General features: G+C 68.4%; 13 protein-coding genes. 9 read left to right on the top strand and 4 right to left on the bottom strand.

The features are described 5' to 3' along the window. Positions 1–371 precede the first annotated feature (371 nt). On the top strand, positions 372–569 hold the full coding sequence (locus tag K2O50_RS03600; protein ID WP_082337625.1) for a hypothetical protein: 198 nt from the start codon (positions 372–374) through the stop codon (positions 567–569). On the opposite strand, the gene K2O50_RS03595 is transcribed toward K2O50_RS03600, so the two are convergent. After that, the gene (locus K2O50_RS03595; RefSeq protein WP_050703634.1) at positions 520–1,701 is read right to left on the bottom strand and encodes a multidrug effflux MFS transporter; all 1,182 of its coding nucleotides are present in this window, start codon (positions 1,699–1,701) and stop codon (positions 520–522) included. The two genes, K2O50_RS03600 and K2O50_RS03595, sit on opposite strands and share 50 nt — an antisense overlap. A gap of 247 nt (positions 1,702–1,948) precedes the next feature. Beyond that, entirely contained in the window at positions 1,949–2,146 is a 198-nt protein-coding gene (locus K2O50_RS03590) for a heavy-metal-associated domain-containing protein (protein ID WP_050703633.1), read from the bottom strand. Positions 2,147–2,292: 146 nt separating this feature from the next. On the opposite strand from K2O50_RS03590, the gene K2O50_RS03585 reads away from it, so the two are divergent. From K2O50_RS03585 to cueR, 3 genes are read left to right on the top strand one after another with little or no spacing between them, the layout of a single operon-like run. After that, positions 2,293–2,679 (top strand): hypothetical protein, encoded by a 387-nt coding sequence (locus K2O50_RS03585; protein ID WP_050703632.1) that lies wholly within the window; start codon positions 2,293–2,295, stop codon positions 2,677–2,679. 54 nt (positions 2,680–2,733) lie between these two features. Beyond that, entirely contained in the window at positions 2,734–5,133 is a 2,400-nt protein-coding gene (locus K2O50_RS03580) for a heavy metal translocating P-type ATPase (RefSeq protein ID WP_050703631.1), read from the top strand. After that, entirely contained in the window at positions 5,130–5,534 is a 405-nt protein-coding gene (gene cueR, locus K2O50_RS03575) for a Cu(I)-responsive transcriptional regulator (protein ID WP_050703630.1), read from the top strand. Before K2O50_RS03580 ends, cueR begins: the two co-directional genes overlap by 4 nt. Positions 5,535–5,693: 159 nt before the next feature. On the opposite strand, the gene K2O50_RS03570 is transcribed toward cueR, so the two are convergent. Next, positions 5,694–6,470: a helix-turn-helix transcriptional regulator gene (locus tag K2O50_RS03570; protein WP_050703629.1), complete on the bottom strand. Its 777-nt coding sequence runs from the start codon at positions 6,468–6,470 to the stop codon at positions 5,694–5,696. A gap of 48 nt (positions 6,471–6,518) precedes the next feature. Then, a complete protein-coding gene (locus tag K2O50_RS03565; RefSeq protein ID WP_050703628.1) occupies positions 6,519–7,796 on the bottom strand; it encodes an acetyl-CoA C-acetyltransferase in 1,278 nt (425 codons plus the stop codon). 117 nt (positions 7,797–7,913) lie between these two features. Here K2O50_RS03565 and K2O50_RS03560 point away from each other — a divergent pair, with 117 nt between their 5' ends. From K2O50_RS03560 to K2O50_RS03540, 5 genes are read left to right on the top strand one after another with little or no spacing between them, the layout of a single operon-like run. After that, the gene (locus tag K2O50_RS03560; RefSeq protein WP_050703627.1) at positions 7,914–9,266 is read left to right on the top strand and encodes a 3-oxoacyl-ACP reductase; all 1,353 of its coding nucleotides are present in this window, start codon (positions 7,914–7,916) and stop codon (positions 9,264–9,266) included. 2 nt (positions 9,267–9,268) lie between these two features. Continuing rightward, positions 9,269–10,120 (top strand): MaoC family dehydratase, encoded by an 852-nt coding sequence (locus K2O50_RS03555; RefSeq protein ID WP_050703626.1) that lies wholly within the window; start codon positions 9,269–9,271, stop codon positions 10,118–10,120. A gap of 56 nt (positions 10,121–10,176) precedes the next feature. Beyond that, entirely contained in the window at positions 10,177–10,482 is a 306-nt protein-coding gene (locus tag K2O50_RS03550; protein ID WP_050703625.1) for a MazG-like family protein, read from the top strand. Next, complete coding sequence (locus tag K2O50_RS03545; RefSeq protein ID WP_050703624.1) at positions 10,479–11,228, top strand: methyltransferase domain-containing protein; 750 nt, start codon at positions 10,479–10,481, stop codon at positions 11,226–11,228. The genes K2O50_RS03550 and K2O50_RS03545 overlap by 4 nt, the downstream gene beginning before the upstream one ends. A 20-nt stretch (positions 11,229–11,248) precedes the next feature. After that, positions 11,249–11,881: a DUF4136 domain-containing protein gene (locus tag K2O50_RS03540; protein ID WP_050703623.1), complete on the top strand. Its 633-nt coding sequence runs from the start codon at positions 11,249–11,251 to the stop codon at positions 11,879–11,881. Positions 11,882–11,890 lie beyond the last annotated feature (9 nt).

Here is an 11,890-nt window from a genome sequence, read left to right as displayed (position 1 = left end):
GCTCACGCCACGCTGGTCGCCGGAGGCAGTATAAGCCGCTGGAAGGCGCTCGCTGTGAGGGAGGCATGGCCCAGGCGGGTCGGCATTCGCCTCCCAAAAAACGTTCTGAAAGATGCGTCTGTCAGAGCGATAGACGGCTGATCCTGCTCATCCCCCGTACTACCGTGGCTGTAGCGGGAACGAAGCTGACAGCTGCTATCAGGGGGCTCGATATGTCCGACAGTGAAGGGGAATATTTCCGCCTTGCAAAACAGAAGGTCTCCCTACTTCAGACCGTCATGACCGTCAGTCAGGGTACTGACCCTGGTCATGGCACGGGGCGGGGGCAGCGCTACACTAGATCCGCTCCCGCTCACTGGAGGTGGATCGCGATGAAGATTGTCGTCAGTGCGTCGAACCGGAATCCCGCCTGCCCCTGGCAGGTCCAGCTCGACCAGCATGTGGTGAGTTTCCGTAGCGAGGCCGAGGCACGGTCGTTCGTTGCCCTGCTGGAGGCGCGCCTCAACGCGCCCCACCCGCTCACGCAGGCCGGCTGGCCTGCAGGCGCCGGGTCAGCATTGCGACACTGACCACCAGCGCGCCGCACAGGCTGATCACCAGCGCCATGGGCACCGCGCTGCCGTCATGCAGCACCCCGACCAGCGCCGCCGCGCCCGCGGCGACGCTGAACTGCAGGCAGCCCATCAGGGCCGAGGCACTGCCCGCACGCGTACCTTGCCCGCTCATGGCGCAGGCCGAGGCGTTGGGGATGATGCAGCCGAGGCTGGCGATGCACACGAACAGCGGCACCAGCAATGGCCAGAGCTGTGCCGGGCGCAACGCCGCGACCACCAGCAGCGCCAGCGCCGCCACCAGGTACAACCACACCGCTCGCGCCAGCAGGAACGCCGGGCCGCGCTTGGCCAGCAGCCGCGCATTGACCTGGGCCATCAGGATGAAGCCGGCGGCGTTGGTGCCGAACAACCAGCCGTAGTGCTCGGGCGGCACACCGTAGAGTTTGATGAACACGAACGGCGAACCGGCGATGTAGGCGAACATCCCGGCGATGGCGATGCCACCGGTCAGTGCATGGCCGACAAACACCCGGTCGCCGAGCAGGCTCAGGTACTGGCGCAGCGCGCCCGACAGCGGCTGGCGCGGTATATGGGCCGGCAGGCTTTCCGGCAGGCCCAGGCCGACCGCCAGCAGGCACGCCGCGCTGAACAACCCCAGGGCGAGGAAGATCGACTGCCAACCTGCCACGTTGACCAGCACGCCACCGAGCATCGGCGCGAGGATCGGCGCCAGGCCCATCACCAGCATCAGCTGCGAGAACACCTTGGCCGAGGCCACCGCGTCACACTTGTCGCTGACGATCGCCCGCGACAGCACCATGCCGGCGCAGCCACCCAGGGCCTGGACGAACCGCGCCAGGATCAAGCTGTCGAGATTGGGCGCATAGGCGCAGGCCAGCGACGCCATGGTGAACAGGCCGACGCCGAACAGCAGCGGCAGGCGCCGGCCGAAACGGTCGGCCACCGGCCCGTAGGCGAGCTGACCCAGGGACAGGCCGAGGAAGTAGGCGGCCAGGGTGGCCTGCACATGCTTTTCGTCGGTGCCGAAGGCATGCGCCATGGCCGGGAAGGCCGGCAGATAGAAGTCGATCGCCAGAGGCCCGAACGCACTGAGGGCGCCGAGAATCAGCAAGGTTCGCAGGTTCATGGAGAATCCATAGCAGGCTAAGCAAGTTCGCTAGTCTACCTGCACTGGATCACCCGGCGTTGAAAACCTTTGTAATAATTGATCTGAGTGTCCTGTAGGAAAAGGCAGAGAACAGGGTTGCAGCAGAATCGGCGTGGGAGGATCAGCGTGGGAGCGGGCTTGCCCCGCGATGAGGCCAGCCAGGCCAACATCATTGCCTGTTCTGGCGCCATCGCGGGGCAAGCCCGCTCCTACAGAGGTTGCCTTATCAGGCCACTTCGGCCTGATACCCCTCTTCACGAATCGCCGCGAGGATCCGATCCGCCGCCAGGGCACTCTCCACCCGCACCTGCCGCGCCGCCAGGTCCACTTCCACCCGCGCCGCCGCATCCTGCTCCTGCACCGCGCGGGTCACGCCCTTCACGCAATGGCCACAGGTCATGCCTTGCACATTGAATACTTGCATCGAGGTTGCCTCCTTGTGGGTTTTGCCCAGTCTCAGCCTTGCCATCGGGGCAAGGTCAAGTTCCGCGGAAAACGGCCGGGCTGGAAATCCGCGCGCGGCTCGGCCAAGCTGCGCCTTTGACGATTTTGGCAAGCAGGAGATTTTTCATGATCAGGGCAGCATTGGGCCTCGTCGGATTGCTGGGCGCACTGGCCGTCGTGCCACCGGCCAGCGCCGAGGGCAATTCGGACTACAGCGTGCTGATCATTTCCCGGGAACGCCTGGAGGTGGCCACCAGCTGCGAGATCGGCATCTACCTCAATGACCAGCTGTCCGGCCGCCTGTTCCAGGAACAGGCGACCTCGTTCAACCTGCCGCCGGGCCCCGTCGATGTGCGCCTGCGCCTGTTGCCCGGGCAGGTACCCGGCTGCGCCCCCGGCGTCGAGGACCAGCGCAGCACGCGGCTGACCCTGCAGGCGGGCCAGATCAACAAATACCGGATCGCCATGGGGCACAATGGCCTGGTGCTCAAGAGAGCCGGCCTGGGCTATTGACCTTGCCCGCATGGCAAGGTTGATGCTGGAGGCCTGTCCACGGAGGAGAGAGCCATGCCCGCATCCACCACCTTCGACCTGCCGATCGGCGGCATGACCTGCGCCAGCTGCGCAGGTCGGGTCGAACGCGCCCTGCGCAAGGTCACCGGTACCGAACACGTCAGCGTCAACCTCGCCACCGAGCAGGCCCGGGTCCAGGCCCCGGCCGACAGCCTGCCAGCGCTGGTCGACGCGGTGCGCGACGCCGGCTACAGCGTCCCCACCCGCACCCTCGAACTGCAGATCGGCGGCATGACCTGCGCCAGCTGCGCCGGCCGGGTCGAGCGCGCCCTCGGCAAGCTGCCGGGGGTCGAGCAGGTCAGCGTCAACCTGGCCAGCGAACGCGCCCACCTTGAGGTGCTCGAGGGCGTCGACGACGGCGCGCTGATCGCTGCGGTCGAGAAGGCCGGTTACAGCGCCACCCTGCCGCTTGCCAGCCACGATGACCAGGCACAGGCCCGACGCCGCCTGCGCAACGAACGCCTGGCGGTCGCCGCCGCCCTGCTGCTGGCACTGCCACTGGTGCTGCCAATGCTGGTGCAACCGTTCGGCCTGCACTGGATGCTGCCGGCATGGGCGCAGTTCCTGCTGGCCACCCCGGTGCAGTTCATCCTTGGCACGCGCTTCTACGTCGCCGCCTGGAAGGCCGTGCGCGCCGGCGCCGGCAACATGGACCTGCTGGTCGCCCTGGGCACCAGCGCCGGCTACGGCCTGAGCCTGTACCAATGGGCCAATGCGCACAGCGGCATGGAGCCGCACCTGTACTTCGAAGCCTCGGCGGTGGTGATCGCCCTGGTGCTGCTGGGCAAGTACCTGGAAAGCCGCGCCAAGCGCCAGACCGCCAGCGCCATCCGGGCACTGGAAGCCCTGCGTCCGGAACGCGCCGTGCGGGTTATCGACGGGCGCGAGGAAGACGTCGCCATCAGCCAGCTGCGCCTCGACGATGTGGTGCTGGTCAAGCCCGGCGAACGCTTCCCGGTCGATGGCCAGGTGCTCGAAGGCAGCAGCCACGCCGACGAAGCCCTGATCAGCGGTGAAAGCCTGCCGGTGCCCAAGCAGCCCGGCGACGCGGTGACCGGTGGCGCCATCAACGGCGAAGGCCGCCTGCTGGTGAAGACCCTGGCGCTGGGCACCGAGACCGTGCTCGCCCGCATCATCCGCCTGGTCGAGGACGCCCAGGCGGCCAAGGCGCCGATCCAGAAGCTGGTCGACCGGGTCAGCCAGGTGTTCGTCCCCGCAGTGCTGGTACTGGCCCTGGTCACTTTGGTCGGCTGGTGGCTGGCCGGCGCACCGCTGGAAACCGCGCTGATCAACGCCGTCGCCGTGCTGGTGATTGCCTGCCCCTGCGCCTTGGGCCTGGCCACACCTGCGGCGATCATGGCCGGCACCGGCGTCGCCGCCCGCCACGGCATCCTGATCAAGGACGCCGAAGCACTGGAGCGCGCCCATGCGGTCAACCGCGTGGTGTTCGACAAGACCGGCACCCTCACCTCCGGCAGCCCGCGCATCGTCCATCAGCAGGCCAGCAGCGGCGATGACAACGAACTGCTGCGCCTGGCCGGCGCCCTGCAACGCGGCAGCGAGCACCCGTTGGCCAAGGCGGTGTTCGACGCCTGCGCCGAACGCAATCTTGACGTACCGCAAGTGACCGACAGCCAGTCCCTCACCGGCCGTGGCATCGCCGGCCAGGTGGACGGCCGCGAGCTGGCCCTGGGCAACCGCCGCCTGCTCGACGAGAGCCAACTGCTGCCGGGCGAACTGGCAGCCAGCGCCCAGGCCTGGGAGGCCGAAGGACGCACCTTGTCCTGGCTGATCGAGCGCGGCAGCCAGCCTCGCGTGCTAGGCCTGTTCGCCTTTGGCGACAGCCTCAAGCCCGGCGCCGGCCAGGCCATCGCCGCCTTGCATGCGCGCCACATCAGCAGCCACCTGCTGACCGGCGACAACCGCGGCAGCGCCAAGGTGGTGGCCGAGGCCCTCGGCATCGACGACGTGCACGCCGAGGTGCTGCCGGCGGACAAGGCCGCCACGGTGGCCGCGCTCAAGCAACAGGGCGTGGTGGCCATGGTCGGCGACGGCATCAACGATGCCCCGGCGCTGGCGGCCGCCGACATCGGCATCGCCATGGGCGGTGGCACCGACGTGGCCATGCAGGCGGCCGGCATCACCCTGATGCGCGGCGACCCGCGCCTGGTACCTGCCGCCCTGGAGATCAGCCGCAAGACCTACGCGAAGATCCGCCAGAACCTGTTCTGGGCATTCATCTACAACCTGATCGGCATCCCCCTGGCCGCGCTGGGCTACCTCAATCCGGTGCTGGCCGGCGCCGCCATGGCGCTGTCCAGCGTCAGCGTGGTGAGCAATGCCCTGTGGCTGAAGACCTGGAAACCCACCGCCATCGACCAGGAGGCCCCATGAACATCGGCCAGGCCGCCCGCCGCAGCGGGCTCAGCGCCAAGATGATCCGCTACTACGAGTCCATCGGCCTGCTGCGCCCCGCCACGCGCAGCGAAAGCGGCTACCGGCTGTACCAGCAGGAGGACCTGCACAGCCTGGCGTTCATCAAGCGCTCGCGGGACCTGGGCTTTTCCCTGGAGGAAGTCGCCAGGCTGCTGACCCTGTGGCAGGACCGCCAGCGTGCCAGCGCCGACGTGAAGGCCCTGGCCATGCAGCATATCGAGGCGCTGAACAAGCGCATCGAGGAGCTGGTAAGCCTGCGCGACACCCTCGGCGAGCTGGTGGCCCACTGCCAGGGCGACGACCGGCCGGACTGTCCGATCCTCAAGGACCTGGCCAATGGCAGCGGGTGCTGTCACTGATGGCCCAGCCATCTCATGAACCTCGTGGGAGCGGGCTTGCCCCGCGATGCGCTGCATGGCACCGGCGTTGCCGGTGATCGCGGGGCCAGCCCGCTCCCACGCTGGTGATGCTGCAACGAGGTGGTGCCAGTTCGACGGGGTGGTTTTTCCCAGCACCACCTACAGCCGCAGCTCCCCCGGGGTCGCGCCGAACAGCTGGCGGAACGCGGCGATATAGGCCGAGGTCGAGTCATACCCGCAGCCCAGCGCGGCCTGGGTGACGCTCTCCCCGGCTTCCAGCAGCGCCAGCGACGACAGCAGGCGCATGCGCTGGCGCCAGTTGCGAAAGCTCAGCCCCGTCTCGCGCTGGAACAGGCGCATCAAGGTCTTTTCCGACACCCCGAGTTGCACCGCCCACTGCTGCAGGGTCTGGGGCTGGTCGGGGGCGGCGATCAAGCCGTTGCACAACGCCAGCAGGCCCGGGTGACGTGGCAGTGGCAGCGAGAATCCCACCTGCGGCAGGGTGCGCAGCTGGTCCAGCAACACGGCCACCAGCCGCGCCTCGGCACTGTCGCCTTCCGGGTAGTTCACCGCGAAAGTGCAGAACTGCTTGATCAGTTCCCGCGCCAGCGGCGTGACCTCCAGTACCCGGCACTCACCCGGCGCCCAGGGGCAGGCGTCGCGGCGCACGTACAGGCTGCGCATCTCGGCCTGCATCGAGGTCAGAACTTCGTGCTCGGTGCCGGCCGGGATCCACACCCCCCACTGCGGCGGGGCGAAGTAGCTGCCGTCGCTGGTATAGACACCAAGCACGCCGCTGATGGCATAGGAGAACTGCACCCAGTCATGCTGGTGACGGGTGGTCCAGGACCCGGCGCCCAGGCTCTCGGCACGGGCGTAGAGCGGCCTGGGCAGGTGGTCCAGAGCGGGAATGGGGCGCGGTCCGGTGATCGACATGTTGAGGCCTGGTGTCTCGGGTCGGACAAGGGTACCAGCCATCGCCGCCTAGCGTTCGACGATCGCAGTCACCCCCTGTCCGCCCGCCGCGCAGATCGAGATCAGGCCACGCCCCTTGCCACGCTCGCTGAGCAGCTTGGCCATGTTCGCCAGTATCCGCCCTCCCGTCGCCGCGAACGGATGCCCCGCAGCCAGCGAGCTGCCCTTCACATTCAGCCTGGCGCGATCGATCGACCCCAATGGCCCTTCGAGCCCCAGGCGCGTGCGGCAGTAGTCGGCATCCTCCCAGGCCTTGAGGGTGCACAGCACCTGCGCGGCGAAGGCTTCGTGGATCTCGTAGAAGTCGAAATCCTGCAAGGTCAGGCCATTGCGCGCCAGCAGCCGCGGCACCGCGTACGCCGGCGCCATCAGCAGGCCTTCCTGGCCATGGACGAAATCGACCGCCGCCGCCTCGCCGTCCACCAGGTAGGCCTGCACCTTCAGCCCCTGTGCCTCGGCCCAGGTCTCGCTGCCGAGCAGCACCAGCGAGGCGCCATCGGTCAACGGCGTGGAGTTGCCCGGCGTGAGCGTGCCCAGGCCGCTGCGCTCGAACACCGGCTTGAGCTTGGCCAACTGCTCCAGGGTCAGGTCGGCGCGCAGGTTGTTGTCCCGGGTCAGACCGAGGTAGGGGGTGAGCAGGTCGTCGTGCCAGCCCTCGCGGTAGGACGCCGCCAGGTGCTGATGGCTGAGCAGAGCCAGCTCATCCTGCTCCTCGCGGCCGATCTGCCAGGTCTGCGCCATGCGTTCGCAGTGCTCGCCCATCGAAAGCCCCGTGCGTGGCTCGCCATTGCGCGGCAACTCGGGCTTGAGCAGGCCCGGGCGCAGTTTCAGGAAGGGCTTGAGACGTTCGCCGAGGGTCTTGCCGCGGTTGGCCTGCAGCAGGATCTGCCGCAGCCCCTCGCTCACCGCGATAGGCGCGTCCGAGGTGGTGTCGACGCCCCCGGCGATGCCACTGTCGATCTGCCCGAGGGCGATCTTGTTGGCCACCAGCAACGCTGCTTCCAGGCCGGTGCCGCAGGCCTGCTGGATGTCGTAGGCCGGCGTCTGCGGCGACAGCCTCGAGCCCAGCACGCACTCGCGGGTCAGGTTCATGTCACGCGAATGCTTGAGCACCGCGCCGGCCGCCACTTCGCCCAGGCGCAGGCCGTGCAGCCGGTAACGCTCCACCAGGCCCTCGAGGGCCGCCGTGAGCATCGCCTGGTTGCTGGCCTTGGCGTAGGCGCCGTTGGAGCGGGCGAAAGGAATCCGGTTGCCCCCCAGGATCGCGACCCGGCGAATTGACTGCATGCCTGTATTCCTCCTGAAACAATTTGATCCTTAAGCCTAGGTTCTTTTCGCGCATTCGAACGACCCTGCCACAAACTTGGTCCACACTTGCATGCTTGCCTTCAGGGAGAACCGTACATGAGCGACCGCTATCTGGGCTTTGCCAACTCCACCCTCGGACGAAAACTGGTCGATGCCCTCGGCCTGCCCCGCCCGGTGCCGCTGGAACGCTGGCAGGCCGGACGCCTGCGCCCCATCGAGGGCGCGCTGGTGCTGGGCGGTGGGCCGCTGGCAGACCAGGTAGCGGCGATCGCTCCGCGCCTGACTGCCGACTGCTATGGCTTCGGCAGCGAAGCGCTCGAAGTCCCTGCCTGGGTCGCGGGCCTGGGGCCGAAGCTCAAGGCGGTGGTGTTCGATGCCAGTCACCTGTCCGACAGCGATGACCTCAAGCAGTTGCGCGAATTTTTCCAACCCCTGCTGCGCAGCCTGGCCTCCAGCGCCCACGTGGTGATCCTGGGGCGTGCGCCAGAAGCCATGGCCGATGCGCAGGCCAGCGTCGCCCAGCGGGCCCTCGAAGGCTTCAGCCGCTCGCTGGCCAAGGAACTGCGCAATGGCGCCACGGCCAACCTGCTGTATGTCGCCGAAGGCGCCGAAAGCCAGCTCGAGGGCGCGCTGCGCTTCTTCCTTTCGCCCAAGAGCGCATTCGTTTCCGGCCAGGTCCTGCGCCTGGCGCCCTGCGCCGCCCAGGTGCAAGACTGGACCCGACCGCTGGCCGGTCGCCACGCCCTGGTCACCGGCGCCGCCCGGGGCATCGGCGCGGCGATTGCCGAGACCCTGGCCCGGGACGGCGCCGAGGTGACGCTGCTCGATGTACCCCAGGCCCAGCGCGACCTCGACGCCCTCGCCGCGCGCCTGGGCGGCCGCGCCCTGGCGCTGGACATCTGCGCCGCCGGTGCCGCCGCGCAACTGCTCGAAGCCCTGCCCCAGGGCCTGGATATCGTTGTGCACAACGCCGGCATCACCCGCGACAAGACCCTCGCCAACATGACCCCGGAGTACTGGGACGCGGTGCTGGCCGTCAACCTCAAGGCGCCCCAGGTGCTGACCGAGGCGCTGTTCGAGGGCGGCAAGCTGCACGCGGATGCGCGCATCACCCTGCTCGCCTCGGTCAGCGGCATCGCCGGCAACCGCGGCCAGTCCAACTATGCGGCCAGCAAGGCCGGGCTGATCGGCTTCGCCCAGGCCTGGGCGCCACGCCTGGCCGAACAGGGCGCCAGCATCAACGCGGTGGCGCCGGGCTTCATCGAAACGCACATGACCGCGGCCATGCCCATGGGCCTGCGCGAGGCCGGCCGGCGTCTGAGCTCGCTGGGCCAGGGCGGTTTGCCGCAGGACGTCGCCGAAGCCATCGCCTGGCTCAGCCAGCCGGGCTCGGGCGCGGTCAATGGCCAGGCCTTGCGGGTCTGCGGCCAGGCCTTGATGGGAGCCTGACCATGACCCGACCCTGGCACGACCTGCACAGCCCCGACTCACGACTGAGCCTGTACCTGCGCGCCCTCGGCAAACGCAAGATCCGTGGCAGCCAGCTGCCGGAGCAGGGCCTGCGCTGCTATCTGCGGGTCGATCCCGCCAACCTGGCGGCCTACCGCCGGCTCTGCCACTTCGCCGACGACGGCCGCCTGCCGGGTACCTACCCGCACATCATGGCCTTCAGTTTGCAACTGCAGCTGCTCACCGCCGAGGATTTTCCCTTCCCACTGCTGGGGCTGGTGCACCTGCACAACAGCCTGCAGGTGCTGCGCCCCCTGGGCGGCATCGACGGGCTGCGCTTCGCGGTGTATGCCGACAACCTGCAACCCCATGAAAAGGGCGGCACCTTCGACCTGGTGACCGAGGCCGAGGACGGCCTCGGCATGCTCTGGCGCGAGACCAGCCGCATGCTGGTGCGCGGCCTCAAGCTCGAGGCACCGGTGGCGGACCTGGCCGAGACAACGCCCGTCGCGTTGCCCGAGGCCACCCGCTGGTATGCCGACGGCGATATCGGCCGACGCTACGCCAGGGTCTGCGGCGACTACAACCCGATCCACCTGAGCAGCCTCACGGCACGCCTGTTCGGCTTCCCCAGGGCCATCGCCCATGGCATGTGGAGCAAGGCCATGGCGCTGGCGGCTTTGCAGGGGCACCTGCCCAAGGCCGGGTATGCCTTTTCGGTGGACTTCCACAAACCGGTGCGCCTGCCTTCGGAGGTGATACTGAGCGCCAGCGAGGCGGGGCCAAGCGGCGAGCTGCGCCTGGATGGCCACGGCGGGCTGCTGCACATGCTCGGCAGTTGGCGCACGCTCTGATCGGGCTTGCTTTGCAAGGCACCTCGCCGGAAGCTATGCGCCACGAGGAGACCCCGATGAACCTGCAAGAACTGACCGAGCGCCTGCACCGCATCCGCGACACCAACGACTGGCGGGTATTCCACAGCCCGAAGAACCTGGCCATGGCCGCCAGCGTCGAAATGGCCGAGCTGGTGGAGATCTTCCAGTGGCTGACAGAGGATGAGTCCCGCCAGCTGCCCGCCGACAAGCTCGCCCACGCCGGCCAGGAAGTCGGCGATATCGTCCTCTACCTGTTGCTGCTGTGCAGCGAACTGGGCCTGGACATGGACGAGGTGGTGCGGGCCAAGCTCGCCGACAGCGAGAGGCGCTTCGCAAAATGAACGACCGTCACTTCGATGAATTGGCCAGCCGCTTCGCCGAGAAGATCTACGGCGGCGCCAAGGGCGCCATCCGCCTGGCGGTACTCCAGGCCGACCTGGCCGAGGCCCTGCCCGATCGTCCGCTGCGGGTGCTCGATATCGGCGCGGGCCTCGGTCACATGGCCCTGTGGCTGGCCCAGCGCGGCCACCAGGTGACCCTCGCCGAACCCGCCGCGCCGATGCTCGACGGCGCCCGCGCACGCTTCGCCGAGGCCGGCCAGCAGGCGACCTTCATCCAGGCACCCTGGCAGGAACTGCTCGGCCAACTCACCGAACCCTACGACCTGGTGCTGTGCCATGCCGTGCTCGAATGGCTGGCCGAACCCGAGAGCATCCTGCCGGTGCTGCACCAGCTGACCGCACCGGGCGGCTGGCTGTCGCTGGCCTTCTACAACCGCGACGCGCTGGTCTACCGCAACCTGCTCAAGGGCCATTTCCGCAAGCTGCGGCACAATCGCCTGGCCGGTGAAAAGCAGAGCCTCACGCCACAGAAACCACTTGATCCGCGCGAGCTCAGGGCGCAACTTGAAGCGCTGTGGCAGGTCGAAAGCGAGAGCGGCGTACGGGTATTCCACGACTACATGCCCAAGGAGTTCCAGGACAAGGCCGAGCTGCTCGACCTGCTGGAGATGGAACTGGCGCACCGCCGCCACCCCAGCTTCGCCGGCCTGGGCCGCTACCTGCACTGGATGTGCCGCCCCCACTGACCCGCTCGCCAGGAGGATCCATGCCGTACCGTCTGCTCTGCCTGGCCCTGCTCCCCCTCACCCTGGCCGCCTGCCAGGGCAGCAACCCCTATGTCGCCAGCGGCAAGCCGCTGCCGCCGGCGCCGCCCCAGGCCGCCAAGACCTTCGATGCCAGCGCCTATCCCGCGCCGGCACGCGACTACGGCCGTTACCGCAGCTGGAGCTGGCGCAACAACCAGCCACCCGGGGGCCTGGTCAACGCGACGCCGGGCCAGCTGGCCGACGCGGTGAGCGGCGCCCTCGACCAGCACGGCCTGCGCCCGGCGCACAATGCGCCCGCCGACCTGCTGGTCAGCGCCGACGTGCGCCTGGAACGGCGCCTGCGCCAGGTGCGCGACTACGACTACGATCCCTATTACGGTCCCTACCCTTACGGCGGCGTCGGCTACGGTGGCTATCGCAACGGCTATGGCGGCTACGCCAGCGTGCCGATCGTGCGCACCTACGAAGTCGAGGTGATGGTGGTGCGCATCGACCTGTTCGATGCCCGCAACGGCCAGCCGGTGTGGAGCGCCAGCGCCGAAAGCGGCAGCGACAAGGACTCGCCGCGTGAACGCGAAAGCGCCCTGCGCGAGTCGGTGAGCAAGGCGATGAGCGGCTATCCTCCCAGCTAACCTCCCACG

The sequence above is a fragment of the Pseudomonas sp. 2hn genome, from assembly GCF_019646095.1.
GTDB lineage: Bacteria > Pseudomonadota > Gammaproteobacteria > Pseudomonadales > Pseudomonadaceae > Aquipseudomonas > Aquipseudomonas peradeniyensis.
The sequence above is the reverse complement of the archived record's forward strand: the minus strand, read 5'-3'. Positions and strand labels throughout refer to the sequence as shown.

Excerpts from the sequence above, each read along its gene's own strand:
- K2O50_RS03590 (WP_050703633.1), bottom strand. The coding sequence starts at position 2,146 with ATGCAAGTATTCAATGTGCAAGGCATGACCTGTGGCCATTGCGTGAAG.
- K2O50_RS03600 (WP_082337625.1), top strand. The coding sequence starts at position 372 with ATGAAGATTGTCGTCAGTGCGTCGAACCGGAATCCCGCCTGCCCCTGG.
- K2O50_RS03550 (WP_050703625.1), top strand. The coding sequence starts at position 10,177 with ATGAACCTGCAAGAACTGACCGAGCGCCTGCACCGCATCCGCGACACC.
- K2O50_RS03545 (WP_050703624.1), top strand. The coding sequence starts at position 10,479 with ATGAACGACCGTCACTTCGATGAATTGGCCAGCCGCTTCGCCGAGAAG.
- K2O50_RS03580 (WP_050703631.1), top strand. The coding sequence starts at position 2,734 with ATGCCCGCATCCACCACCTTCGACCTGCCGATCGGCGGCATGACCTGC.
- K2O50_RS03585 (WP_050703632.1), top strand. The coding sequence starts at position 2,293 with ATGATCAGGGCAGCATTGGGCCTCGTCGGATTGCTGGGCGCACTGGCC.
- cueR (WP_050703630.1), top strand. The coding sequence starts at position 5,130 with ATGAACATCGGCCAGGCCGCCCGCCGCAGCGGGCTCAGCGCCAAGATG.
- K2O50_RS03555 (WP_050703626.1), top strand. The coding sequence starts at position 9,269 with ATGACCCGACCCTGGCACGACCTGCACAGCCCCGACTCACGACTGAGC.
- K2O50_RS03540 (WP_050703623.1), top strand. The coding sequence starts at position 11,249 with ATGCCGTACCGTCTGCTCTGCCTGGCCCTGCTCCCCCTCACCCTGGCC.
- K2O50_RS03570 (WP_050703629.1), bottom strand. The coding sequence starts at position 6,470 with ATGTCGATCACCGGACCGCGCCCCATTCCCGCTCTGGACCACCTGCCC.
- K2O50_RS03595 (WP_050703634.1), bottom strand. The coding sequence starts at position 1,701 with ATGAACCTGCGAACCTTGCTGATTCTCGGCGCCCTCAGTGCGTTCGGG.
- K2O50_RS03565 (WP_050703628.1), bottom strand. The coding sequence starts at position 7,796 with ATGCAGTCAATTCGCCGGGTCGCGATCCTGGGGGGCAACCGGATTCCT.
- K2O50_RS03560 (WP_050703627.1), top strand. The coding sequence starts at position 7,914 with ATGAGCGACCGCTATCTGGGCTTTGCCAACTCCACCCTCGGACGAAAA.